Raw genomic sequence first — 26,913 nt, 5'->3', positions numbered from 1 at the left:
TGATTATTAACAATCACCACGACTCTTTTATCCATTTATCATTTCTCTCTCTACAAATGATGTTAAATAAATCTTTAGTTGGTTTTCTTCTACAATATGGGTAACCGGTTCTCCAATTTTATTTAATAACACCATCTGGATTTGATTATGCTCAGTTTTTTTATCCCGTTTCATTAAATGAATTAATTCGTCCACTCTATCCCTATTCATCAAAAATGGATATTCATTTCGCTTTAACCAATCTCTGAGCTCTTGGTTCGGTAATACTGCTTGTAATTCTTGTTCGCTTACATAAAAAGCAAATAGTAGTCCAATTGCCACTGCCTCACCATGGGTTAGTACACCATACCCTAAATCGGCTTCTATTGCATGACCTAATGTATGCCCGAGATTTAAAAACTTCCGCACCCCTGATTCTTTTTCATCCTGCTGAACGATGTCTGCTTTAATTTTAATTCCCATTTCTAAAAACTGTTCTAAATCTGCTGGGGTAATCCTATCTAAAGGCTGCGATAAGAGCTTGTTCCATAAACCACTATCGGAAAGCATAGCCTCTTTTATTAGCTCAGCAAACCCTGATCGAATTTCTTTTGGTGGTAGAGTTTGTAATGTATCCGTATCATATAGTACTAGTATAGGTGGATAAAAACTACCAATCAAATTCTTTCCTTTATCATGATTAATAGCAACTTTCCCTCCAACACTACTGTCATGCGCTAGTAATGTAGTAGGTACTTGAATAAAATCAATTCCGCGCATATAGGTTGCTGCTACAAATCCCGCTAAATCTCCTATTACTCCTCCACCTAAAGCAATAATGAGTGATTGACGATCTAAGCCATATTCAATTGCTTTCGTATGAAGGGTATAAAATGTTTCAATATTTTTCGATTGCTCTCCTGCATCGACAATTTCTATAAAGACGTTCTGTTGATTTAGTCCATCGTGAATGTCTTGAGCATATAGTTTTCCAACATTAGAATCTGTAATAATAAGAATCGACGAATAATTCTTATTCAGATGTTCCTTGATATGATGTCGTATATGGTTACCAATTACAATATCATAGGATTGAATGGTTGAACGCACATGAATGTTTTTCATTAGAATCTCCTTATTTCTTCACGATAGTTTTCTACAGCTTCTTTTAATTTATAGAAGTTATCACGCGGAAATTGCTCCAGCATCGCTTTTGCTAACTCAAATGCTACCACATGCTCCATTACTACTGCGGCTGCAGGTACTGCGCAAGCATCAGAGCGCTCCACACTAGCTTGAAAAGGTTCCTTTGTTTCTATGTCAATACTTTGTAGTGGCTTCATTAAGGTAGGAATCGGCTTCATAACACCTTTGACAACAATAGGCATTCCAGTTGTCATTCCACCTTCAAATCCCCCAAGATTATTCGAGTTTCTGTAATACCCCTTTTCCTGATTCCAATTGATTTCGTCATGAACCTTACTACCATTTCTTCTTGCAGCGTCAAAACCGATTCCAAATTCGACCCCTTTGTACGCATTAATACTGACTACTGCTCCTGCAATACGTGAATCTAGCTTCCGGTCATAATGTACATAGGAACCAACACCAGCAGGCATCCCTTCTACGTAAACCTCTGTAACACCTCCTATAGTATCACCATTTTTTTTAGCTAAATCAATTCTCTCCATCATTTGTTGCTCAACATTCTTATCTATTGTTCTTACTGGAGAAGCTTCCGAAATCCGCTGTCTTTCTTCCATCGATAGGTTAGGCATGTCTTCTGCTTGAATTCCACCTATTTCTTTTACATACCCACACACATTAATTCCAAGTTGTTTTAGCATTGTTTTCGCAACAGCACCAGCAGCCACTCTTGCTGCAGTCTCCCGGGCAGAGGAGCGCTCTAATACATTACGCATATCACGATGTCCATATTTTAGTGCACCGTTTAAATCTGCATGACCAGGCCTTGGTCTTGTTACTACTCGCCTTAACGTTACATCCTTATCTAACGGATCCTCCCCCATAATATCGGTCCAATGCTTATAATCATCATTATGTATTACTAGTGAGATAGGAGATCCTAATGTATACCCATGGCGAACACCACTTGTAATCTCTACTAAATCTTTCTCTATTTGCATTCGTTTACCCCGTCCATAACCTTTTTGTCTACGAAGTAACGACTCATTTATCTGATCTTTTTGTAAAGGCATTTGTGCAGGAATACCTTCTATGATTGTTGTCAATTGTTTTCCATGTGATTCACCTGCAGTTAAATAACGCATGCTTTACCTCCTTGTTTTACCTATCCTATTATCTAGTATAAACTAATAGGCCCTTATAATAGAAAAAAATGCTCCATATCATCTGATATGAGCATTTGATAATTAATTTAATTTTTGATAAAAGAAAGTATCCAATAATTGCAGATTATACTTGTTTGGACTAAATATTTGTTCGGTACTACCAACAAATAGAACACCATTATTTGTAAGTGATTTAGAAAAGTTATGATAGATTTTATCCTTAGCGATGTCCGTAAAATAGATTAGTACATTTCTACATATAATTAAGTCAACTTGTTCAGGATAGTCATCCTCTAATAGATTGTGCTTTTTAAACGTAATTTGACGCTTAATAGAAGGGTCTACTTCATATGTGTTATCACGATACGTAAAGTACTTTTTCTTTAATTCTTCAGGTAATTCCTTAAGCGCCTGTTCAGCATAAACACCTTGTTTGGCTTTTTCTAGTACCTTTTCATCAATATCGGTTGCTAGGATTTTCGCATTTATATTAGGGAAGAATTCTTTTAGTAAAATGGCTATACTGTATGGCTCTTCTCCTGTAGAACAGGCTGCACTCCATACGAATAATGATTTATTATTTGTTTGAAGTGTTGGTATTACGGTATCACGCAATACTTCCCATCGCTTAGGATTTCGGTAGAATTCCGATACGTTTATGGTAATTCTATCGATAAATTCATTAAGTAATCCTCTGTCTTGATGGATCGCGTCAAAATATGACATAAAATCCTGGTAACCTCTTTTATCACGTAATGAGGTTAATCTTCGCTTCATCTGTGCTTCTTTATACTGCTTTAGATTAATGCGAAACTTAGCATACACTTTCTCTGTAAATAGTTGATAATCATCCCTCATAGCCTCTGCGCCTCTTTTTGCTTATGTATGTATACTTGCTAATCTAGTAAAAGAGGATGGGACAAAACTATTTCTAACATAGGATAAACCGAACACAAAAGTTAGCGCATCAAACCCGCCCCGGAAATATACTTGCAGTTCGTGGGCGGCTGGTGAGCCTCCTCAGAACTAACGCTCCTGCGGGATCTCACCGATGCCTTTCCTCCCACAGGAGTCTCCGTATATTTCCGGGGCTAATGTGGTGATAGTTCGTTTTTTATTACATTAGTTTTAGTTTTGTCCCAACCTCTTTTATTAACTTAATAAATCCAATTACTATCTTGTTTGGAATATGATATTAATTCATTTTGATCGAAGAATAAATTAATTTCTCTCTCAGCGCTTTCTGGTGAGTCTGAACCATGAATGACGTTCTTACCTACTGTCACCCCAAAGTCACCTCTTACTGTACCAGGTAAAGCTTCAGCTGGATTCGTTTTCCCCATCATTTCACGTGCTGTACTAATGACCTTTTCACCTTCCCAAACCATTGCAAAAACTGGTCCAGAAGTAATGAATTCTACTAGTTCTCCGAAGAAAGGTCTTTCTTTGTGCTCACCATAATGCTCACTCGCTAGCTCCTCAGAGATTTGCATTAATTTTGCACCTACTAATTTAAAGCCTTTTCTCTCAAAACGGTTTACAATTTCGCCTACTAAATTTCGTTGTACTCCATCTGGTTTAACCATTAAAAAAGTTTTTTCCATATTTACACCTCATTTAAGTATGTCATTAGTAATTATGTAACCGTTTTAATTCTATCAAACTTTTATAAAAATAACAATATTTACTATTGCTTTCTTTTTCCTATATATTTGGCAATTTGTTCAAGGGTTATCTTCGCTTTATTGTGTGGGAAACCATTCAATGCACGAAATGCCTTTTTCAAATAACGTTCACTTAGTTGATAAGACATGTCAATGGCATCTGTTTCTTTTAGTCTGCGAATAATGAAATCCATCTTTTCCTTAGAAACCTCATCCGGATTTGCGAAGGTTTCTCGAACTAATCGATTAAAGTTCTCATCACGCATAGCATAAAGAACTGGTAATGTGACATTCCCTTGATACAAATCATTCCCAGATGGTTTTCCTAATTCTTCAGCAGAAGAAGTAAAGTCAAGAATATCATCGATGATCTGGTAGCTCATTCCAATATAATATCCATATTCATAAAGCTTCTTCACTTCACTAGGTGTAATTCCTGATGTCATCGCGCCAAGCTTACAGCTTAAAGCGATGAGTAAGGCAGTCTTCCGCTTAATTCTTCTTAAATAAGATCGGATATTTTGATCCCAGTTGTACTTATCTTTGATTTGTTGAATTTCTCCTAAACTAACCTCGACTAATGCCTCTGCCAATGTTTTATGTAATTCTGCATTATCAATCTGTGTGATTGTTTCTAGAGCTCGAGCTAAAATATAGTCACCTGTATACATGGCGACACGGTTACCATATTGCTTCTTAATTGTCGGCATCCCTCTTCGTAGCTCTGCATCATCTATAACATCATCATGGACTAAGGTTGCCATATGGATTAGTTCCAATGAAACTGCTACTTTGGTTACTTGTTCGATACTAACCGTACCGAATTGACTTGATAACAAAACAAAGACAGGCCGAATACGCTTCCCTCCTGCCTTTAGTAGCTGTGTAGATGCTTCTCGTAGTACGGGATGATTGGCCTGAATTGCCTCCATTAAGGATGATTCTATTACGTCGAGATCTTTCTTTAGGTAGGTATATGTTTTTGGTAATTTCATGTAATTCACCTTTTGTCTGTCAAAACTAATGATTTTTATTTAACACCCATGTGCATAGCTGCAACCCCACCGGTATAGCTCTTCACCTGTACTGTCGAAAATCCAGCATCTAAAAACATTTGCTTTAATGTCTTTTTATCAGGGAAATTCCTAGTAGATTCATTTAACCATGCATATTCCTCATAGCTCTTTGCGAAAATTCTACCGAATAATGGCATAATAAAACGGAAATAAAAGAAATACAGTTGTTTAAAACCAATCATCGTAGGCTGTGATGTCTCTAGACATGCTACAACACCACCAGGTTTTACAACTCGATACATTTCCTTGAGAACAGTCATATAATCAGGAACATTTCTTAGTCCAAATCCAATTGTCACAAAATCAAAAGAATTATCCTCATATGGCAATTCCATTGCATTACCATGGACGAACTCTAGATTATTATAGTTGAGTTCTTGATTCTTCTCTTTTGCTACCGATAACATGTTTTGGCTGAAATCTAGACCGATTACGTTTCCTTTTTTACCTACTGCTTCAGCTAGTGAGAAAGACCAATCTCCAGTTCCACAGCAAACATCTAATGCACTTGCTCCATTTGGAACATTCATTTGCTTCATGACATCTTTTCGCCAAGCTTTATGTCGCTGGAATGAGATGATAGAGTTCATCGTATCATATTTATCATATATTTTTTCAAACACATGATGTACGCGTTCTTCTTTTGATTTACCTTGCATCATTAATCCATCTCCGAAGCGGTATGTTGGTATACAATGGTGTGAAGTATTTGTACAAGATCCTGCTTATACCCCTTTTCCACCTGTAATCCCTCTAGCATACCTTTTGTTTTGTTTACTTGAGACTCAAGTACTAATTGTTTGTCTATTTCAACAAATATATCATTTGTTTGTATCATATAGCTTAGTAATAATAATTCTGCCATAACAGGGAGCTCTTCTGTCACTTGAACATGATCAGCTATATATTTAATTAGGGTTATCTGAATTTCTTTTTTAATATTTAAGTAGTTCTCTATTGTATTGTCGTTAAGATAATATAATTCCATCTTTAATTCATTAATGTGTTTGATTGCTGTGGCAAGTACGGTTATATACTCACGTTCTTCTATTTCAGCGAGTAGATAATAATAAAGGCCACTATAGTAATCCCCAGCTAATATGGATAATTGGCTTTCAACATTAATGGATGGACCTTGTTCCCCTTTATAGTCCGGAATTTGCTCATGTATATCTAAAGCAATTTGTACAAGCATTGTCGTTATAATTAGCTGTTCTTTTACTTTTGGGGCTAATGTTGTTTTATTCAATATTTGTTGAAGAAAGTATAGTTTGTATTCATCAATTTCAGGGTTGTCAATATGTTGTGAAAGGAAAGAATGTCTTACTTTCTCTTTAATTTGCTGTTTTAATTGTTGTAATTCCCTCTCCATTGTATGCAAATTTATCACCTTAGCCCTTCAAGCCTTTTTGTTGCCTTAGTTATTATAACACATTTATCTATGTCGGGTAGTTCAAAAGTTGTAATATGTATGCTATATAACCTGTAATATATTTCCTTTAGTTATTCGTTACCTCGCCATGGCTTGTTTGGATAATAGCTTTACCTCTAACTTTCACCGCGGAAGTATGCTCTGTAAACTGAGCAATCATAATTTCTCCTTTATCCAGTTTCTCTGAATGGTGAAATTTCGTATCTGATCCTCTCGTTAATCCAATTACATTAACACCATCTTCAAGGGCTTTAATTACAAAAAAGTCATTGTTATTATTCATACGTAACACTCCTTCGTATTTTACAATTAGTATAATCCCTTTAGGAAGTAATATGAAAAGAAAAAAGGGTGCGTATGAACGCACCCTTTAACCCTATGTACGTATTATTTTACGCTGTCTTTAAGGGCTTTACCTGGTTTGAAAGCAGGAACTTTGCTTGCAGGGATTTCGATTTCTTCTCCAGTTTGAGGGTTACGACCTTTACGTGCAGAACGCTCGCGTACTTCGAAGTTACCGAAACCGATTAATTGTACTTTTTCACCTTTTTTAAGTGAATCCATGACAGCTTCGAAAACTGCATCAACAGCTTTTGTAGCATCTTTTTTAGAAAGTTCGCTTTTTTCAGCAACAGCATTTACTAAATCTGTTTTATTCATGACATTCACCTCCTCCCAAAAAAGATTTCGGGTCACATTGGTACAAATATTTCTCTCTCATCATTTGTTTACCAATTTACCAACTTTTATACTTAAATGCCCCTATATCAATAGGGACAACGCTAATAATAAACGAGATTTCTTTAAAATTCAACAAAAACCTATTATTTTTTCTTATTTTGTTTGATATTTTATAGATTGGCGGCTACTTCCAACCAAATATTGGTAATATATCCTCTTCTTAAAATTCCCTATGTAACATATTCGCTAGTTGCTCGCAAAATCCTTCTTAAATTTAAAAATAAACAAAAAATAAGAGGCTGGGACAAAAGAATTTATCTCAAATAAAAAACCGAATGATGAGCAACGACCACGCTCCGGAAATATACTTGCGGTTGCTTCCAGCACAGGGGCGACATCTGCTCAAAAAAACCTCGCAGTGTCTACTTTACCGCCGGGCGGCTGGTGAGCCTCCTCGTGCTACTTCTTTAGGGGTCTCAACCTTGCCCTATCCTCCCGCAGGAGTCTACGTATATTTCCGGAGCTAGTATCGTGAATCATTCGGTTTTACATTTAATTCTCTTCGTTATGTCCCGACCTCTTATTTTATAGGATTATCGCTATTAATCCTCCAGAGCCTTCATTAATAATTCGCTCTAGTGTTTCTTTTAATTTATATCGAGCATTTTCAGGCATTAGTGAAATTTTAGCTTGAATGCCTTCTCTTACAATAGAACTAAGTGATCTACCAAATATGTCAGATTCCCAAATCGATAATGGGTCTTCTTCAAAGTCTTGCATTAAGTATCTCACCAATTCTTCACTCTGTTTTTCCGTACCAATAATTGGTGCGAATTCGGACTCTACCTCTACTTTTATCATATGAATAGATGGTGCAACTGCCTTTAGTCTTACACCAAATCTTGACCCTTGGCGAATAATTTCAGGCTCGTCAAGCTCCATATCCTCTAGTGTCGGAGCAGCAATACCATATCCTGTTTGTTTAACCATTTGTAAGGCACTCGCAACTTGGTCATACTGCCTTTTCGCATAAGCAAAGTCTTGCATAAGCTCTAGCAAATGATCCTTCCCTCTAATTTCAACACCGACAATTTCTTTTAATACTTGATCGTATAAGTAGTCTGGAGCATGTAAATCAATTTCAGCTATACCTTCTCCCATCTCCATGCCAGCTAGATTTGCTTTGTCAATATAATCATAGTCTGCGAAATCACCAACAATATGATCGACATCACGTAGTCTTCTAATGTTTTTTACGGTAGATTGAATTGCTTCTTGATAGCTTTCTCGTAACCAATGATCTTCCTTCAGTACCATTACCCAGCTTGGAAGATTCACATTGACCTCAAGTACAGGGAACTCATATAACGCTTCACGAAGAACATTATATACATCATGTTCTGTCATGGACTCGACACTCATCGCAAGTACCGGTATATCATATTTTTCAGTCAGCTCTTGTCTAAGCAATTCGGTTTCTCCACTTGTTGGGTGAACGGAGTTAATAACCATAATAAATGGTTTCCCTACTTCTTTTAATTCTTCCACTACTTTAGACTCGGCCTCAACATAGCCGGCTCTTTCGATATCACCGATAGACCCGTCTGTTGTAACAACCACACCAATTGTAGAATGTTCCTGAATTACTTTTCTAGTTCCAATTTCAGCAGCATCATGAAATGGAATTGGTTCTTCATACCAAGGAGTATTGATCATTCTTGGTCCGTTCTCATCTTCAAATCCTTTCGCTCCTTCTACTGCATAACCAACACAATCTACCAGTCTAATATTTACATCTAGACCTTCCTCAACGGTTACATTCACTGCTTGATTCGGAATAAACTTTGGTTCAGTTGTCATAATAGTCTTTCCAGCTGCACTTTGCGGTAATTCATCTTGTGCCCTAACCTTCTCACTTTCATCTTCAATATTCGGAAGAACAACTAGCTCCATAAATTTCTTGATGAAAGTTGATTTTCCTGTTCGAACAGCTCCAACAATACCAAGGTATATATCGCCATTCGTACGTTTCGAAATATCTTTAAAAATGTCTACCTTTTTCAAACGATCCCCTCCCGATCACTACAATATTAAATGAACAAACTACGAATAATTGACATTACAATTCTATGATGTTGTCCTATCAAATTATGACTTAATATATGCAAAAGAATTAAAATAAATGATAAAGTTTCTTTAGACGAACCAGAATTATTCTAAGCCAATTACTAGATGTACGTATTAGGACAGTTCTAGGAGGCTCCCTACCTTACATTATTTAATTTAATAAGCTTTTAAAGGATGCATTTATTCGTAGCTCGGTAATTTCAAATAACATCAGGTATAGCAATAAAAAACCCCTGCAACAAATATATGCTGCAAGGGCGCGTATTTATGAAAATTTATTCCGTCATAAAAACAGGCTCATTATCTTTAACTGTATAAGGTAATGAGTACACGGGTAAGAAAGGGGTGTTTTCCGCTAATAGAAAGCGAATATCCTCTCCTTCTTTATAGCTACTGTTATACTCTTTTAAAGCGTTATTTAAATCTATCCGATAATCAATATAGATATTACCCTCCGTATCCATGACAATTGGTAATACAGCATCAGAATAAGGACTTTCTATTGTCGGTGGGGTCTCTAACCCTAATTTCTCATGATCAATAGTAAAGATGCCGTTTTCTACTACTTCTCCAAAAGGTGGATATAGATGTTTATCACGATATAGATTAATTTTCAGATTAATACTTCTCAGTGCATCGGTAATACGTAAGTCAATTAATTTAACTTCTGGATTGGTCTCTGGGTTAATAATGGCATATTGATATATTCCGCCATTCTCATAAGCATTACCTGGCACCTCGGCTAGGCTACCTTGTTCTTTTAGCTGATTAAAATCAATAATATATTTTTCAAAAATAGGAGTTTCGTTTGGCTTCGTTCGTATAGGTAGTAATCCATTCGTTTTCTCCTGATAATCATTTAATGCAGATTGAACCATATCAAGCTGTGCCTGGTTTGGGGTTTGATTCTTTTCTAGTTGGCTACTAGGATATAAACAACCGCTTAAAATCAATAATATTAGGAGCATCATTGCAATAATTTTATATGTATGATTCATACATTAACCTCCATTAGCTTATATTGTTGGCCCACTAAAGACGATATAAAGTATTATGATACCTCCTAAAATAAGGCAAACATATGCTAAAAACGATACAATTATGGATAAAAACCCTTTCAGTTTATGTCTTGCTAATACAATTAGGCCGATAGCTATAATTAAAAGCCCCATACCCGCTAAAGATATCCACATATTCATCATTGATTGTGACATTTTTTCACCTCTATATCTGTTTGTCCATTTACTGCAACCGTTATTATACCATACCGTACCAAATAGAGCATGCATAATAGGGGAATGGAAGTATGTTTTCGCATATAAAAAATCCAGGATAAAGAGGGGCCATCTTCATCCTGGCTTGACTAAATAATACCCACAGCAACTCTATCTATGAATGCTTGTGCGTTCTATTTTATGCGAGCTGACTCGAGGTTGTATCCTCACATGCCCAAGTCTCGTTACTTTTTAAATAACTGATTCAGCGAGTTAAGATCTCCAGGAACTTTATTATTCGTTATGGACTTAACAAGTTTATCTTCTTTTTCTCTCGAGATGGGTTTGTTCGCCATTTTCGCTAGTTGCCGAACGAGCCTTCGAACGGTTTTCTCATCCGAAAAATCGGCGTTTTTAACTGAATCAGCAACCTTGTAAATTTCACTTGGACTAATACCAGCACCTTGTTGAATTTTGTCAAAGGGATTGTTACTTTTATTGCTCACATGCTCGCCTCCTTGCTCTATACTTCAACATAGTATATGCAAGGGAATTTATCAGTGTGTTAGCGAGCGTAACGGTTCTTTAACAATGTCGCTAAATCATCCATTTCTTCTCGTTTATTTCGATTCATTAATTGCTCCACGACTTCTTTCGGCTTCTTCTGATGGTGGATAATTTCATAAATACCATGAGTAATCGGCATTTCTATATCCTCTTGCTCTGCGAATTGGTATGCTGCTTCCGCGGTACGAACGCCTTCCACTACCATACCCATTTGATCTAAAACCTCTTCTAAGCTTTTACCTTTTCCGAGGAGATTACCTGCTCTCCAGTTCCGACTATGAACACTTGTACAGGTTACAATAAGGTCGCCAACACCTGGTAATCCCAAAAAGCTTAAAGGATTAGCACCTAAATATGTTCCTAGCCTCGTAATCTCAGCAAGTCCTCTTGTAATTAATGCAGCCTTAGCATTATCTCCATACCCCAGTCCATCTGAAATACCAGCACCTAGCGCAATAATGTTTTTCAGGGCACCACCTAATTCGATGCCAATTACATCGTTACTTGTGTAAACGCGAAATACTTCATTAAAGAAAGTGTCTTGGGCAATTTTAGCTTGTTCTTCATTGATGGATGCAACTGTTACGGTTGTAGGCTGTCTAAGACCAACCTCTTCCGCATGGCTAGGCCCTGATAAAACAACAATATCCTCGTATTTCACTTTATCCATCTCTTCGTCGATCATCTGGGATACACGTTTTAGAGTACCCGGTTCAATCCCTTTTGTTGCATGAATTATGGTTGGGTTTCCTGTTAAAATAGAATTTAATTGTTGTGAAACCTCTCGTATAGCCTTCGTCGGTACAACTAACAAAATAACATCAGTATCTTGAATTGCTTCCTGCATATCAGCATAAGCTCTGATTCTCTCTGGGATCATAATTTCTAAATAATGTTCATTTTTATGCGTTGTGTTAATTTTATCTGCTTGTTCCTTACGGTGAGTCCATAACCTAACATCATGCCCATTATCAGCAAGAACGATACTCAATGCAGTACCCCAGCTACCTGCTCCTAAAACAGCTACTTTTTTCACCAAAAATCCCTCCCCCTAAGATCTTCTGCGAGCAATTATTTTTATCGGTGTTCCCTCAAAACCAAATGCATCACGGATTTTATTCTCCAAGAAACGTTGGTATGAAAAGTGCATTAGCTCTGGATCGTTCACAAAGACGACAAATGCAGGTGGCTTAGCAGCGACTTGTGTTGCATACAATACCTTCAAGCGTTGTCCCCTAACCGTCGGTGTTGGATTCATTGCAATGGCATCCATAATGACATCATTTAATACATTTGTCGGAATTCGTTTCGCGTGATTTTCACTTGCTACTTGAACCATTGGTAGTAATGTATGGATACGTTTCTTCGTTTTAGCAGATAAAAATACGACTGGTGCATAGTCTAAGAATTGGAAATGAGCGCGAATTTTCTCCTCATATTCCTTCATTGTTTTCTCATCTGCTTCCACTGTATCCCATTTGTTTACTACAATTACAATTCCTCGACCAGCATCATGTGCATACCCAGCAATTTTTTTATCCTGTTCCCTAATACCCGTCTCAGCATCGATTAAAACGAGGACAACATCGGACCGTTCAATAGCTCTTAATGCACGTAATACACTATATTTTTCTGTTGATTCGTACACCTTCCCACGTTTTCTCATTCCGGCAGTGTCAATAATGACATAATCTTGTCCTTCTCGGTGTAAATGTGTATCTACCGCATCACGTGTGGTACCTTCTATAGCACTAACAATTACTCGTTCTTCATTCAGTAATGCATTGACTAAAGAAGATTTACCTACATTGGGTCTACCAATTAAACTAAAGTAGATAGTATCCTCATCTACCTCTTCTTGCTCAAATTGTGGAAAATGTCCAACCACTTCATCTAATAAATCTCCTAGTCCCAAACCATGGGCACCAGAAATAGGGAACGGTTCACCGAAGCCTAACGAATAGTACTCATAAATCTCATCACGCATTTCTGGATTATCTATTTTATTTACTGCTAGAACAACTGGTTTATTCGACTTGAATAAAAGCTTAGCCACTTCTTCATCAGCAGCAGTGATCCCTTCTTTGGCATTTACAATGAAAATAATGACATCAGCTTCGTCTATCGCAATTTCAGCTTGCTGACGCATTTGAATTAAAAGTGGTTCATCCCCAATTTCTATACCACCCGTATCAATAAGATTAAATTTCGTATTTAACCATTCCGCTTGTGAATAGATACGATCTCTTGTTACCCCTGGTATGTCTTCTACGATTGATATTCTTTCACCTACTAATCGGTTAAAAATAGTAGATTTTCCAACATTTGGTCTCCCTACTATGGCTACTACAGCTTTCCTCATTGAAAGGAACATCCTCTCTCTATGTAAAATACATTTTTTAGTTTATTTAAGTCTAGTGTTAAATTGGATTGATTTTTACTTATACTTTGCGTAATTACGTTTCTATGTAATACTATTCTAATCAACCTAACAAATAATACCACATATCATAACTTTATTCATTCTAGCAAAAGAAACTAATCTTAACAATATTTTAATGTTTTACAATGATAAAAACCTCATCACTTAATGCATGGGCGATCCCGTCTAGTATGGCCTCTAAATTGGCAGCTGTTTTTTGTAATTCATCAAAATCCTGACAATGAAAAATCGGTGCTCCTCCTGCCACCTTCTCATTATTAGTTGTAATGATAGCCAAAATTGCTTTTTCTATGACCATGCTAATGGACCTCCCTTTTGGTATTAGATTTTGAAGGCATTCGAATTGCCGTTTCCAATACAGGGACCGCACCGATTATTTGAATTGCTTTCTCAACATCTCTAATTTGCGGCAAAATGAAAACACCAATTCTACCATCATCTAAATCTCGCTTAATAAGTGGCACTAATGCCGGTGTTCCAGAATCACGAAACACACCTAACGAAACCGATACATCATGTAATATCGCTTGTCTTTGACCTAGATGGGCAATCGTATTCACCACATTTATATTTTTAGGCTTTAAAATAAAGCCCATACCATACTTAAGAATCTCCTTTTGCCTTTCCGGTAGACCTATATTCATAATATAGATATTATCTATATATAATCCAGCCCCTTCAAAGTGTGGTTCCACATGTTCAATTTGAACAAGATCTTTGATTGTACTTCCGCTTTGCATGATTTTACTAATAATGAAACAAATAATCGCACCAACAATAGCCGCATATATATTCCAAATTATATAAAATAACGTAGTAATAAAGGCTGTTAAAATAACTAAATAATTCCTGCTTTCAAATGAAATTGCGATCCCTTCTATATAAGCCTTTCCCCTTGAAACAAGCTCATGATCATCAATTTCACTTAGTGTATTCCGTTCCATGTTTCGTACCTCTCGAAATTGTGTAGCTGCAACAGTTAAAAACGTTACCGCAGTAAAATCCATCTCCATCATCGCTGGTACTGCAACTGCACCAAGAGATGCTGCAATAAACCCTAATGAAACATGGATAATTTTCCCATGTAAATATGTTGGATATTGACGGTAATCCGTACGAAGCATAATTACTCTAGTAATCGTACCTACTACTACACCTAAAACAATAGGCATCATATACTCATTCATTTTGCCACCTCAAATGTTGTTCGTTTTATGGAGTAATAAAAACAGTTTAGCTTTTCCTTGATGAATAGCTTCTATAAGCACAAGCAGGAATACCATAACAGAGAGTGTATCTAGAAATCGTAAGCTGCCAATAGCTTGTGTAATGGAATAATTATATAGTAGAACGCTATATAAAAACTCACCACTACAAATACCGATGACACTTATCACGAACCTAGCATAAAGTTTTTTTGTTAATAGCAATGCCAAGCATACACATAAAATAGGTATCATGATGATTCTTGGCATAAATAGCCATACTGGAGCATTTACTTCCCATATTAATAAACTTGTATACCCAATCATCATAGTAAATGCTGAAAAGAGGAGGATTCCTTTTCTATTTAATGTTGAAAGGAGGATAAAAGCTCCTAATATAAGGGTTAAATAGGACATAGATAACGCTATCGAATCAAAGGATAGATATAGATTGGAAAAACCGATAATCATTAATATCCACATCGCATAAATAGTCCGTATTTTATTCTTAGGAACTATAAAGGTAAAAATCACCCAAAAGAACCAACCAAACCAGTAAAAAAAGATACCATCCATCAATCATCACCCACCATTTTTAGTATTGCTTTGATGGGTTGTTTTTAAACAAGAAAGAGGATGTCTCCTATATTTGTTCAAAATAAGAAAGACCCGAACCAGTATAAATTAGTTCGGGTCTTATTTAACAACTATAATGCTATACGTTATGTGGGTTCCTTATGAGCACCGTATGGGTAAACAGGCTCATAGAAATTATCATTACATATTATTCCAGTTGAATGTTATTGCTTGAATTTATTTAATTTGTCTCCAATAAGGTCACCAAATTGGAAGCTAGATTGCTCTTCAACCTTTTCGTATTGTTTGTAGTCTTTTGCTTCTTCTTCAGCTTCTAATTCTCGAATACTTAATGACATTCTTTCTTCTGATTCATTAATATCTAGAACCTTCACCCTTACCTGCTGACCAACTTCTAATACCTCTTGTGGTGTTCCAATGTGGCGATTAGCAATCTGTGAAATGTGTACTAGACCTTCTACACTTGGAAGTACTTCGATAAATGCTCCAAAATTAACTAAGCGTTTAACCGTTCCTTCTACTACTTGACCTGGTTTAATTTTACTTTCAATATCTGCCCATGGCCCAGGAAGAACTTTCTTTCTAGAAAGTGCAATACGTTCATTATCACGGTCAACGGAAAGTACTTCTACTTTTATTTTGTCCCCAACAGATACCACTTCTTCGGCACTGTTGACATGATCATGTGATAGTTGAGAAATATGTACTAACCCATCAATACCACCGATATCAACAAACACACCAAAATCAGTAATGCGTTGAACTGTTCCCTCTATCACTTGTCCAACCTCTAAAGATTGAATAATCTCGGACTTTTTATTTGCTAGTTCCTCTTCTACAACCGCACGGTGAGATAGGATAACACGGTTTTGTTCCTTATCTAACTCGACGATTTTCACCGTTAGAATACGATCTTGGTATTCGGAAAAGTCTTCTACATAATGTGCTTCTACTAATGAAGCAGGAATAAAGCCACGTATGCCAATATCAGCAACTAGGCCGCCTTTTACGACTTCTTTTACTTGGACTTCAAACACTTCTCCAGATTGGAATTTAGTTTCTAAGTCACCCCAAGCCAATTCTTGGTCTACAATTTTCTTAGAAAGCACTACTCCATCATCCTCTATTTTCTTAATAGATAATGATAGCGTATCGCCTTCCTTCACTACCTCATTAGGCGTCTCAATATGTAGATTAGACAATTCACTAATCGGAATAATACCCTCCGTTTTATAACCAATATCAACAAGAACATGTTTATCTTCAATCTTCACAACCGTTCCTGTTACCTTATCCCCTACTTGTAAATCTAAATTTTCTTCACTCATTCCAATTCCTCCTTAGCCAATACAACGATATAACAACATATTTTCAGAAAAAATCTTCCTTTTAATAACTTCTAATATTTGACTTTATTTGTCAAGCAAATATTACCTTTATGATAGTAGTTCGTATTTCCCAAGTTTATTATAGGACTTTATGGACCTCGAGTAAGATTTGATCCGCGACATCTTCAATAGATAGTGAGGTTGTATCTATTTCCACAGCATCTTCCGCTTTTATTAGTGGTGAAGCCTCGCGCTCCGAATCAATTAAATCTCGCTTCTCAATTTCTTTCTTTAATTGCTCCAAGTCAGATGGAAATCCTTTATTTATATTCTCTACATGTCTTCGTTTAGCCCGTTCCTCGACTGAGGCAATTAGGAAAATCTTAACCTCTGCATCTGGGATAACCTTCGTACCAATATCACGACCATCCATAACTACCCCACGCGCTTCTGCTAGTTGCTGTTGTCTCGCTACCATATCCTCTCGTACCTTCGGGTGCTGTGCAACATAGGACACATTATTCGTAACTTCATTTGTACGTATCTCTAATGTTACATCTCGATCATCAAGTAAAACTCGTTGACCTTCTTCACTCTGGACTAGTTTAATACTTGTTGTGTCAAGTATTTCCACTAGCTCCTGTTCATTATTTACATCAACAGAATTTTCTAGTGCCTTTAATGTTATTGCGCGATACATTGCACCTGTATCAATGTAAATATAAGATAATTTACTTGCAACAATTTTAGCTACTGTGCTTTTCCCGGCTGCCGCAGGACCGTCAATCGCTATCGCAATTTTTTTTGTCATTACATTATTCATTCCTCTCATTGTCAATCCCTATGCTAGCTATTGAATTTCTTTTTGTCTTGCTTCTCGTTGCTTTTCAAAACAGTAACGAACAATACTCTGTTTATCCTGTTCACTGAGAGCATGTAGTTTTATTGAGGCTATATTGGCAGTATGTTCTTGATGAATAATCCTTACAACCTCACCGGATAATTCCAGATAGGAATACTCCCCAGAATGCATATGAAGAACCAAATATAATGTTACCTTCTCCTGTTCCATTATGCTAGTTCCTTTAGGTATAATGACAGATAACCCACCGCCACTAATATCGACTGTCACGGTTGTAAAAGGAGGAAAATTCTTTTCCATACTATGAACAGCAACATCAGTAGCCGCTTCTACTCTTACATATTGCCTTCTTTGGATTCGCTCTATTTGGTCTTTTTCAGGTATGACAAGTGCCAAAGTAGGTATTTTCCCCCTCTGTTTATCTATAACTTCTGTTTTAAATCGATAAACAGATTGGTCTTCCCCATTATACTCAGCATACATTATATCACCTATTTTAAATCCTGCATTCGTTCTTTTTGTTTGTATGTGAACTGGATAATCAACATATAGATAGTTACTATTTTTATCCACTATCTTACAACGATATTTCTCCGTAGAATTTGTTTTTATACTGAACGCCTCAATTGTTAAAAAAACCCCAATCTTCATGTTACTCCCCCACACATTATCTATTCAATAAAACAATAGCTCTCCATTTATTATCACAAAAAAATAAAAAAAGGGAAAGGACAAAAGCCTCTCCCGAACTAAATTCCTGCATAATTTATTTCTTTGCCATTTAATTTTTCTACTTTTTCTTCATGGCCATCTGTCGCATTTATAAAGATACGATACGTGTCATTACCTAAGAGACCAAGGAATTCATATACCAGTACCTCTTCGCCAAGATCATTCGTTATGACGGCTAGAAACTCTTCTTGTATATCTACATTTGGATTTACAAAATCTCGTGCTTCCTCATAGCTTAGCTTAGGATCTGAAATGTCTCTTTCATGGTGATTTAAGAAATAATTATTTGCAGTCAATCCAATTATATCTCCATTATCTAGTGCCACTTTAACCTCTATTGCATCTGCAAAAACCCGGACACCATCTTGATTATAAATAAAGGAGTATATACCTATGTTTTCATATTGACTACTATTAAACATTTCCATTCCTTCAAAATCATGATCTTGAATATATTTCTCAGCAATTTTAAACCCATCATTTAAGCTGATACTTTGTTTTCCAACTGGTCTATCGACAAGTAATGTAATAGGGTGGCCACCTTTTTGCGTTAAATCGAGGTATGCACTCTTATTTCCTTCAGAATATGACACACTATATAAGGCTACGTCTGCCCCATCTCCTGTTTCTGTTAAGTTTAAATCTCTTGTTTCTTTTATATTAAATAGATCCTTACTATATTGCAGTGCTTCCTGTTCACTAATTTGTTTACCTTGAATATTTTCATAGCTATGATTTTCTGAGGAGGTACCAGAAATAGCTGAATCGACATTTCCTTCTGAATATCCTTCAATTTTCTTTTCGACAGTTTTAAAACCATCGATAATCGTGTTATCTGCTTGTTCATCCTCTGTAGCTAAGGCTAATTGGACGTCCATCCAACGCAGATTGTTTTCCATCGCTGTATGTTGTACTTGACGAAGTTCATCCTTTATTTCTCCGGCTTGCGAATACAATTTCTCTAATGTTTCTAGCTCTTTATCCGATAATGGGTCTTTATCTAAATCTCGAATGGCAGTTCGGTACGTAAAATCTCCAATATTCGATAGAAATTCTTCCGTTTTATTAAAAGGCATTAACGTAAGTGGCAGCTGCCCAACATTGGATAATGAATCCGATGTCAGTCTCCAAATTTCCGCCAGCTGTGGTGATAATCGTTCTCTGGAGTTCATAGCAATTGCCGTACCAATCTTATCATGCAAAAGATCCATATTATAAGTCAGTTCATGGAATGCTCTTTGATACGTATTTTCTGCTTGTATTAAGATGGCATTTTTTTCTTGATGTTCCTTATAGCCCCATGCAGCAGTTCCTACAACTCCTACTGCTAGGACAACTATCGATATCCAACGCAACATATTTTACACCCCTATTTACAAAAGATATGCTTACCTATCCGCTTAATTTGTGGTCTACCCCAAATCCAACTTGATGTAGCCGTATCTGGGTTGAAGTAATAAATTGCTTCCCCTGTAGGGTCCCAACCATTGATAGCATCTAAAACTGCTTGTCTAGCTTTTTCATTAGGTGTTAACCAAATTTGTCCATCTGCTACTGCCGTAAAAGCTCTAGGTTCAAAAATAACTCCTGCAACAGTATTAGGAAACGTTGCACTCTCTACACGATTTAAAATTACTGCGGCAACAGCAACTTGCCCCTCATATGGCTCTCCTCTTGCCTCTCCATAAACAGCATTTGCCATTAAGCTGATATCATTTTGTGAAAAGCCTTGTGGCACATTAACAGCTGGTGTATCTGTTGTATCACCTGCGTTTGTAGCATCGCCTGTATCACCTTCTGCTGGAGCTTGTTGCTCCGCACCACCTTGGTTTTGTGCTGGTTCTTTTGGCTGTGTTTTAGCAGTTCCACCACCACCATCAGCTTTTTTCTTTGGTTTTGTCTGTTTGGCAAGATCGGTGTCACCATAGTAAGTAAATTCATTTCCTTTAGCCAGTTGTTCATGAACCCATTTACCATTAAATTCTGATGCATCAACTAGCTTTTGCCTAGTCTTTAATCCTGCAAGACCATCAACATCTAATCCGAATTCCTTTTGAAAATTCCGTAACGCCCAGTATGTTTCCCAACCAAATACACCATCAATTTTGCCATTATAAAAACCAATATACTGGAGCCTTGCCTGAAGCTCAATGACATCATCACCAACTGCCCCTTTCTGTATGACCTGATTCGTAAAGGCTTCTACTTCATTGGGGTTGTAAGTTTCTTGAAGTCCAAATGCAAATAGACATATAATAACTAAAAGGATGTATTTTCTCAATGTCATATTGATACCTCTCACTTTCATTTTTGTCTAGTAGTACCTATTTTCTGATGAAACTGCTAATTTATGCATACGAATCTAGATTTTAAATTTAACTAGGATACTGAGAAACAAAAAAAGAGACTTTAAACAGTCCCTTTTTTCTTCATCGTATTTAATTATTATGAGCTTGCTCTAGCTATTTTTACACGATGTAAACCAAAGAACCAAAGCAGTATCATAAATGGAATGACATACAAGGCCCAGTTTTTCGTAACATATCCTAAAATAAAATTATAAATTCCGTGTAAAGCGATTGGTATAATCAATGCTAAAATAATATTGACCGCTCGATTCACAGGGTACATCTTGGCTTTTCCAAAATAATAACCCATGATGACACCAAATAATGCATGGGAGGATACAGGAAACAACGCTCTAGTAAAAGCATACTCAATCCCATTTACTAGTAGATAAAGAATATTTTCAACTGTAGCAAATCCTAAGCTTATTGAAACAGCGTACACAATCCCATCGTAATGCGCACTAAATTGTGTATGCTGATAAATAATGTACATAAAAACAAACCATTTGAAAAATTCTTCCAAAAAAGCAACAACAAAAAAAGATTGTACAAATAAGTTACCGATTTGATCACTTTCAAACGCATATTGGAGAAACATGATTGGGAATACAAGTAAACCACCAAAAATGAACGTACGCAGAATCAGCGGGATCGGTTCTGTGATTTTATCTTTTAAATAAAAAAAAGACATTAAAGCAAGTGCAGGTGCAACCCCAGCAGATATAATTCCTAGCATTTGTACCTTCCCCTTCCAAACTATTTCAATCGTACCATGTTCCGAAACGATTGAAAATACATAATTTATGAGAAAAGTAGGTGTATCTTTTGAAAAAAATAATCATCCTTCACACCGGTGGCACTATTTCCATGCTTGAAAATAAAGAAACGGGTGAAGTAAATACGACAAACGAACATCCATTAACAAACGTCCCATACAAATTCAGTGATGATGTCATGATAGATGAGCATATTGTGTACTCTTTACCATCTCCACATATAACACCGAAGCATATGTTGGAATTAGCCAAAACAATCGAACAGTTTTTATTAGAATATGATGGGATTGTCGTTACCCACGGAACGGATACTTTAGAAGAAACCGCCTATTTATTAGAATTGGTATTAGATACAGAAAAGCCCGTAATCCTAACAGGAGCAATGAGATCCAGTAATGAGATTGGCTCTGATGCATTATACAATTTAATCAGTTCTGTTCGTGTTGTATTATCTCCTGCTGCCTATTCTAAAGGGGTATTAGTTGTCATGAACGATGAGATTCATAGTGCGAAGAATGTTACGAAAACATCGACCAGTAATATTGCAACCTTCCAAAGTCCACAATTTGGGCCAATTGGAATTATTACGAAAGAATCCATACTCTTTCATCATCAGCTAACATCAAGAACGGCTTACCCTGTAGAAAATATTTCAAAAAATGTTCCTTTGTTGAAGGCTTATGCGGGAATGGATAGTAACATTATTGAATTAGTATATAGTGGAAAGCCAGATGGATTAGTTATTGAGGGGCTTGGACAAGGGAATCTTCCTAAGGAGACAATCCCTGCCATTAAGCAGATTTTAGCAGACCAAATTCCAATTGTATTAGTTTCAAGAAGCTTTCGAGGTGCTGTACAACCTACCTATGCTTATGAAGGTGGAGGAAAACAATTGAAGGAAATGGGCGTAATTTTCACCAATGGATTAACTGGTCCAAAAGCGCGTTTGAAATTACTAATTGCATTAGAAAACACATCCGATATACAAGTCATACGTGATATTTTTGAAAAAGACTTTTAAGTGATTGATTGGGAAGGGTTGTCAACAACCTGTGACTACAGAAATTTGTTTTCACTAGCTACTAATATAGCGAGGTCCCCCACTTGTGGGAGTACCTCGCTATATTCTTTCTACTCAGTAGTTCATTACTACCAGAGGCTTTATTTCCATATTAGCTAAAAACAAGAACATGACAGAGATATCTTTCCTACTGACGATGCCTACACTTACTTAATTCCTGGCCAATCTTTTTATCTTGAGCATATAATCCTTCAAAACTATCGGCTATTCTCTAATTCCCACTGTTTAATCTCTTTACGTACCATTGGAGCCACTTCTTTCCCTAGTAATTCAATTGCATGCATCACATCTTTATGTGGCATAGAACCTACTGGTACATGTAACATAAACCGCGTAATTCCAACTTCTTTACGTAAGAGGATTATTTTTTCTGCAACAGTCTTTACATCTCCAACGTAAAGTGCTCCTTCTAACTGTCTAGCATGATCAAAGGTATTTTTAGTATAAGGTGCCCAGCCACGTTCCTTCGCTAACACATTCATTGCTTGTTCTGTAGGTGGAAAAAACTTATCCACTGCTTCCTCTACAGTATCCGCTACAAATCCATGGGAATGTGATGCGACAGTCAGTTGCGATGGATCATGGCCTGCTTGAGCTGCGGCACGATAGTATAATTCCACCAACGGGGCGAATTGTAATGGGCTGCCACCGATAATAGCAAGTGCAAGAGGAAGACCTAATATTCCAGCACGTATAACAGATTCAGGTGTTCCACCACTAGCAATCCATACTGGAATAGGCTCTTGAACTGATAGAGGGTATACACCACGATTATCGATGCTTGCCCTATGCTTTCCATTCCAAGATACAGATTCCGATTTTCTTATGTTTAACAATAGCTCTAATTTTTCATCGAATAATTCATTGTAATCCTTTAAATCATAACCAAATAAAGGAAAGGATTCGATAAATGAACCCCGCCCTGCCATTATCTCTGCTCTTCCATTAGAAATCGCATCAATTGTTGCAAAATCTTGAAACACCCGAACAGGATCTGCCGAGGATAATACGGTAACAGCACTAGTTAAACGTATGTTTTTCGTTTGGGAAGCAGCAGCCGCAAGTATTACCGCAGGAGCAGAGCTAGCATAATCTTTTCGATGATGCTCACCTACTCCATATACATCGAGACCTACCTCATCAGCCAACACAATTTCTTCTACGACTTCTGTATTCTCTTTGCATGACTAATCACTTTTCCTGTATTCACATCAGGGGTTGTTTCCACAAATGACGTAAGACCTATTTCCATTCTATATGCTCATTTACCCTCTATTTCAAACGGGTTGCAATTTGTCTTGCTATTTTCTCACCATGAAAGCGCCCATTTTCAATAAAGATCTCATTATTGTTATTTCCAGCAGCTACAACCCCCGCTATAAATACACCCTCTACATTAGTTTCATACGTTTCTTCATCATATAACGGTTTTCCGTTTTCAGAATTAAATTTCACACCAATTTCTTTGATTAATTTCACATCAGGACGATATCCGGTCATTGCAAAAACAAAATCATTATCAATTCGATATTCCTTATCAAGTACTTTATAATAGACGGAATCATTCGTAATCTTCAAAACATCAGCTTGAAATACCATGTTAATTATATCTTTTCTTACAAGTGAATCGAAATCAGGAAGAATCCATGGTTTAATACTCTTAGAATACGTTTCTCCTCGATAGAGAACCGTAATATTCGCTCCTGCTTTTTGAAGCTCCAGTGCAGCATCAACTGCTGAGTTCTTCCCACCAATGACAACCACATTCTTATTATAATATGGATGTCCTTCCTTGAAATAATGACTAACCTTTGGTAAGTTCTCCCCTGGAATATTCATATAATTCGGCTGATCGTAATAGCCTGTTGCAATGATAATTTGTTCTGCAACATATTCTAACGGCTTACCATGAAATGTCTCCGTAAAAACAGAGAAATAGTCTCCCTCATTCCTCAGTGATGTTACCGTTTCATACGTATTGATGCGTAATTTTTGTCTTTCTGCTACATTTCGGTAATACGCTAATGCTTGGTTTCTTCTTGGCTTTTGTTTCTCTGTTATAAACGGTATGTCACCTATTTCAAGCTTTTCACTAGAACTAAAAAACGTTTGATGTGTTGGATAGTTGTATATGGAATTTACTACGTTACCCTTTTCTATTATTAACGAATCTATACCTTGTTCTTTTAACGCAATGGCACTAGCGAGTCCACAAGGCCCTGCACCAATTATAATGACTTTTTCTTTTCTCATGTCTATTACCCCGCACTTCCTTTAGTCAAAATCAAAAAACTCTTATCCATACGATGATAAGAGCTTTTTTTTAATTCATGTTCTATCGATTATACCCAGCCTCGGAAACGAGATGCTTCCGCCATTTTTCTTACACCAACCATATAAGCAGCTAGTCGCATATCGATTCTTCTAGTTTCCGCTGTATTATAGATGGTGTTAAATGCTTTCGTCATAGTATGGTAAAGCTTTTCCTCTATTTCCTCTTCGGTCCAATAGAATCCTTGATTATTTTGTACCCATTCAAAGTATGAAACAGTAACTCCACCTGCAGATGCAAGAACGTCTGGAACGAGTAGAATACCCCTTTCCGTAAGAATTTTCGTCGCTTCCATCGTCGTTGGACCATTTGCTGCTTCGACAACAATTTTAGCCTTGATATTATGAGCATTTTCCTCAGTGATTTGGTTTTCTACTGCTGCTGGTACAAGGATATCGCATTCTCTTTCTAATAACTCTTTGTTCGAAATGGTATTATTAAATAATTTCGTTACGGTACCAAAGCTATCTCTGCGATCTAACAGATAATCAATATCTAACCCTTCTGGATCATATAGACCACCATATGCATCTGAAATACCAACAACTATGGCACCTGCATCATGTAAGAACTTAGATAAAAAGCTACCAGCATTTCCAAATCCTTGAACAATTACTTTAGCGCCTTTTACGTCAATATTGCGTTTCTTCGCTGCTTCATTAATACAGATTGTCACACCTTTTGCCGTAGCAGATTCTCTACCATGTGAACCGCCTAGAACAATTGGTTTTCCTGTAATAAACCCAGGGCTATTAAACTCATCAATTCTACTATATTCATCCATCATCCATGCCATGATTTGGGAATTAGTAAACACATCTGGAGCAGGAATATCTTTTGTAGGGCCAACGATTTGGCTGACCGCTCTTACATATCCACGACTCAACGCTTCTAACTCGCGGAATGACATTTCTCGAGGGTCACAAATAATACCGCCTTTACCACCACCATACGGTAAATCAACAATACCTGCTTTTAAACTCATCCATATTGATAATGCTTTCACTTCTCTTTCTGTTACGTTAGGATGGAATCTAATTCCTCCCTTTGTAGGTCCTACCGCATCATTATGTTGTGCACGATAACCAGTGAAGATTTTAGTTGAGCCATCATCCATACGAACAGGAATTCTAACTGTCATCATACGAAGTGGTTCTTTTAACAACTCATAAACTTCATCAGGGTAACCCAGTTTCTCCAGTGCATTTTTTACAACAGTTTGTGTTGAGTTCAGTACATCCAATTGCTTATTATTCTCTTTGGTAGAATCTGCTGCTTTTTCGGCTACCATGAATTTACCTCCTAAGGAACATATAAATATTAATAATAGCTATTCTCAGAGATTAGTATACACGTTAGTCACAAATATGCAATATAAAACCCCTCTTTTTCTCTTAAATTTCAATAAAAATGTAAACGTTTTCTTTTATATACTATTATACAATTTAAGTAAAGGTCTGCACAATCGTTTCTATAGCGTTGGAAGGGATAATAACCTTTCCATATTCTTTAAGCCTATAGGAAGTAACGATACTTGGATTAGAGAACTCTGACATTAGTGCAATAACATTTTCTTTATTATTACCACCTAGTTCGTTTCGTTTTAATAGCATATAATACCGATTTTCCATAAAAAACACTTGCCCTCCACTGACTGATAAGGAATGTAAATAGGAGGAAACCTGTATAATATTCTCGAAATCATCAAAGGAAAAAATTAATTCTTTGCTCTCGTCAAGTGTCACTTTCATTTCAATGAAATCCTCATCCCAATCTATATTATCGCGATTTTGCGTAACAATAACATGCATTCCCTGTGCCTGCATGATATACACTTGCACATATAACTTTCCTTCAAGCTCAAAACCAAGTTCTGAACTTGCTTCATACATCACATCTGTAAAGAGGTTCTGGATGCTTGTGGCATCTTGAAATAACTCCTCTTTGTTAAATCCCCGTTCTACCAAGTCATCAAACGTTAAAAATATTGTAAATTGACTGCTGGACACCCTTTCGATACGCACATAGCATCCTCCTCAAATGAACAAAATATCCCGCTTCTAAAACAAATGACCTTCATTCGGTCAAAAACGGCTAGATTCTTTTTATTATTATATGCTGTTAAACAAATTGTTGAACGATATACAAGTTAACTTT

General features: G+C 36.7%; 28 protein-coding genes and 1 pseudogene. 1 reads left to right on the top strand and 28 read right to left on the bottom strand.

Annotated elements, in window-relative coordinates:
- Nucleotides 1-27: 27 nt before the first annotated feature.
- The 24 genes from aroB to prsW form a co-directional block, all read right to left on the bottom strand.
- Nucleotides 28-1,104 carry a 3-dehydroquinate synthase gene (gene aroB, locus AAIB49_RS02120; RefSeq protein ID WP_343457046.1) on the bottom strand — a complete coding sequence of 359 codons (1,077 nt, stop codon included), beginning with the start codon at nt 1,102-1,104 and terminating at the stop codon, nt 28-30.
- Entirely contained in the window at nt 1,104-2,270 is a 1,167-nt protein-coding gene (gene aroC, locus AAIB49_RS02115) for a chorismate synthase (protein WP_343457045.1), read from the bottom strand. Before aroC ends, aroB begins: the two co-directional genes overlap by 1 nt.
- Nucleotides 2,271-2,372: 102 nt before the next feature.
- Complete coding sequence (locus AAIB49_RS02110) at nt 2,373-3,149, bottom strand: CheR family methyltransferase (RefSeq protein ID WP_339214877.1); 777 nt, start codon at nt 3,147-3,149, stop codon at nt 2,373-2,375.
- Nucleotides 3,150-3,448: 299 nt separating this feature from the next.
- Nucleotides 3,449-3,895, bottom strand: coding sequence for a nucleoside-diphosphate kinase (gene ndk / locus AAIB49_RS02105; RefSeq protein WP_339214875.1), 447 nt, complete (start codon nt 3,893-3,895; stop codon nt 3,449-3,451).
- An 83-nt stretch (nt 3,896-3,978) separates the two neighbouring features.
- On the bottom strand, nt 3,979-4,950 hold the full coding sequence (hepT, locus tag AAIB49_RS02100; protein ID WP_339214873.1) for a heptaprenyl diphosphate synthase component II: 972 nt from the start codon (nt 4,948-4,950) through the stop codon (nt 3,979-3,981).
- 35 nt (nt 4,951-4,985) lie between these two features.
- Nucleotides 4,986-5,693, bottom strand: a complete 708-nt coding sequence (gene menG / locus AAIB49_RS02095) for a demethylmenaquinone methyltransferase (protein WP_445254508.1) — start codon at nt 5,691-5,693, stop codon at nt 4,986-4,988.
- Complete coding sequence (locus AAIB49_RS02090; protein WP_339214871.1) at nt 5,693-6,403, bottom strand: heptaprenyl diphosphate synthase component 1; 711 nt, start codon at nt 6,401-6,403, stop codon at nt 5,693-5,695. Before AAIB49_RS02090 ends, menG begins: the two co-directional genes overlap by 1 nt.
- 127 nt (nt 6,404-6,530) lie before the next feature.
- Entirely contained in the window at nt 6,531-6,746 is a 216-nt protein-coding gene (mtrB, locus tag AAIB49_RS02085) for a trp RNA-binding attenuation protein MtrB (protein WP_339214869.1), read from the bottom strand.
- A gap of 104 nt (nt 6,747-6,850) precedes the next feature.
- Entirely contained in the window at nt 6,851-7,123 is a 273-nt protein-coding gene (locus AAIB49_RS02080) for an HU family DNA-binding protein (RefSeq protein WP_010095921.1), read from the bottom strand.
- Nucleotides 7,124-7,729: 606 nt separating this feature from the next.
- Entirely contained in the window at nt 7,730-9,208 is a 1,479-nt protein-coding gene (spoIVA, locus tag AAIB49_RS02075) for a stage IV sporulation protein A (protein WP_343457043.1), read from the bottom strand.
- A gap of 338 nt (nt 9,209-9,546) precedes the next feature.
- Nucleotides 9,547-10,269 (bottom strand): hypothetical protein, encoded by a 723-nt coding sequence (locus tag AAIB49_RS02070; protein WP_339214864.1) that lies wholly within the window; start codon nt 10,267-10,269, stop codon nt 9,547-9,549.
- An 18-nt stretch (nt 10,270-10,287) separates the two neighbouring features.
- Nucleotides 10,288-10,485, bottom strand: coding sequence for a DUF2768 domain-containing protein (locus AAIB49_RS02065; protein ID WP_186869791.1), 198 nt, complete (start codon nt 10,483-10,485; stop codon nt 10,288-10,290).
- A gap of 245 nt (nt 10,486-10,730) precedes the next feature.
- Nucleotides 10,731-10,991: a stage VI sporulation protein F gene (locus AAIB49_RS02060; RefSeq protein ID WP_339214862.1), complete on the bottom strand. Its 261-nt coding sequence runs from the start codon at nt 10,989-10,991 to the stop codon at nt 10,731-10,733.
- Between the two features lie 59 nt (nt 10,992-11,050).
- Nucleotides 11,051-12,088 carry an NAD(P)H-dependent glycerol-3-phosphate dehydrogenase gene (locus tag AAIB49_RS02055; RefSeq protein ID WP_339217966.1) on the bottom strand — a complete coding sequence of 346 codons (1,038 nt, stop codon included), beginning with the start codon at nt 12,086-12,088 and terminating at the stop codon, nt 11,051-11,053.
- A gap of 15 nt (nt 12,089-12,103) precedes the next feature.
- On the bottom strand, nt 12,104-13,414 hold the full coding sequence (gene der / locus AAIB49_RS02050) for a ribosome biogenesis GTPase Der (RefSeq protein ID WP_339214861.1): 1,311 nt from the start codon (nt 13,412-13,414) through the stop codon (nt 12,104-12,106).
- Between the two features lie 193 nt (nt 13,415-13,607).
- Complete coding sequence (locus AAIB49_RS02045) at nt 13,608-13,793, bottom strand: capping complex subunit for YIEGIA (protein WP_339214859.1); 186 nt, start codon at nt 13,791-13,793, stop codon at nt 13,608-13,610.
- A 1-nt stretch (nt 13,794) separates the two neighbouring features.
- The gene (locus AAIB49_RS02040) at nt 13,795-14,682 is read right to left on the bottom strand and encodes a YIEGIA family protein (RefSeq protein WP_339214857.1); all 888 of its coding nucleotides are present in this window, start codon (nt 14,680-14,682) and stop codon (nt 13,795-13,797) included.
- A gap of 9 nt (nt 14,683-14,691) precedes the next feature.
- Entirely contained in the window at nt 14,692-15,276 is a 585-nt protein-coding gene (locus AAIB49_RS02035) for a YphA family membrane protein (protein ID WP_339214855.1), read from the bottom strand.
- Nucleotides 15,277-15,500: 224 nt separating this feature from the next.
- Entirely contained in the window at nt 15,501-16,625 is a 1,125-nt protein-coding gene (gene rpsA, locus AAIB49_RS02030; protein WP_339214851.1) for a 30S ribosomal protein S1, read from the bottom strand.
- A gap of 139 nt (nt 16,626-16,764) precedes the next feature.
- A complete protein-coding gene (gene cmk, locus AAIB49_RS02025) occupies nt 16,765-17,436 on the bottom strand; it encodes a (d)CMP kinase (RefSeq protein ID WP_339214849.1) in 672 nt (223 codons plus the stop codon).
- A gap of 39 nt (nt 17,437-17,475) precedes the next feature.
- Nucleotides 17,476-18,138, bottom strand: a complete 663-nt coding sequence (locus AAIB49_RS02020) for a flagellar brake protein (RefSeq protein ID WP_339214847.1) — start codon at nt 18,136-18,138, stop codon at nt 17,476-17,478.
- A 98-nt stretch (nt 18,139-18,236) separates the two neighbouring features.
- Complete coding sequence (gene ypeB / locus AAIB49_RS02015; RefSeq protein WP_343457042.1) at nt 18,237-19,577, bottom strand: germination protein YpeB; 1,341 nt, start codon at nt 19,575-19,577, stop codon at nt 18,237-18,239.
- Between the two features lie 11 nt (nt 19,578-19,588).
- The gene (gene sleB / locus AAIB49_RS02010; protein ID WP_343457041.1) at nt 19,589-20,506 is read right to left on the bottom strand and encodes a spore cortex-lytic enzyme; all 918 of its coding nucleotides are present in this window, start codon (nt 20,504-20,506) and stop codon (nt 19,589-19,591) included.
- Nucleotides 20,507-20,664: 158 nt separating this feature from the next.
- On the bottom strand, nt 20,665-21,303 hold the full coding sequence (prsW, locus tag AAIB49_RS02005; RefSeq protein WP_339214842.1) for a glutamic-type intramembrane protease PrsW: 639 nt from the start codon (nt 21,301-21,303) through the stop codon (nt 20,665-20,667).
- 89 nt (nt 21,304-21,392) lie between these two features.
- Here prsW and AAIB49_RS02000 point away from each other — a divergent pair, with 89 nt between their 5' ends.
- Nucleotides 21,393-22,364, top strand: a complete 972-nt coding sequence (locus AAIB49_RS02000) for an asparaginase (protein ID WP_339214840.1) — start codon at nt 21,393-21,395, stop codon at nt 22,362-22,364.
- Nucleotides 22,365-22,621: 257 nt separating this feature from the next.
- Here AAIB49_RS02000 and AAIB49_RS01995 read toward each other — a convergent pair.
- From AAIB49_RS01995 to AAIB49_RS01980, 4 genes and pseudogenes are all read right to left on the bottom strand, one after another.
- A pseudogene (locus AAIB49_RS01995) lies at nt 22,622-23,676 on the bottom strand (LLM class flavin-dependent oxidoreductase).
- 20 nt (nt 23,677-23,696) lie between these two features.
- Nucleotides 23,697-24,677 (bottom strand): YpdA family putative bacillithiol disulfide reductase, encoded by a 981-nt coding sequence (locus AAIB49_RS01990; RefSeq protein ID WP_343457040.1) that lies wholly within the window; start codon nt 24,675-24,677, stop codon nt 23,697-23,699.
- 89 nt (nt 24,678-24,766) lie between these two features.
- Nucleotides 24,767-26,047, bottom strand: a complete 1,281-nt coding sequence (locus AAIB49_RS01985; protein ID WP_339214834.1) for a Glu/Leu/Phe/Val family dehydrogenase — start codon at nt 26,045-26,047, stop codon at nt 24,767-24,769.
- A 154-nt stretch (nt 26,048-26,201) separates the two neighbouring features.
- Nucleotides 26,202-26,780 (bottom strand): genetic competence negative regulator, encoded by a 579-nt coding sequence (locus AAIB49_RS01980; RefSeq protein ID WP_339214831.1) that lies wholly within the window; start codon nt 26,778-26,780, stop codon nt 26,202-26,204.
- Nucleotides 26,781-26,913: the final 133 nt, after the last annotated feature.

The sequence above is a fragment of the Ornithinibacillus proteolyticus genome, from assembly GCF_039581225.1.
Classification (GTDB): Bacteria; Bacillota; Bacilli; order Bacillales; family Amphibacillaceae; genus Ornithinibacillus; species Ornithinibacillus massiliensis.
The sequence above is the reverse complement of the archived record's forward strand: the minus strand, read 5'-3'. Positions and strand labels throughout refer to the sequence as shown.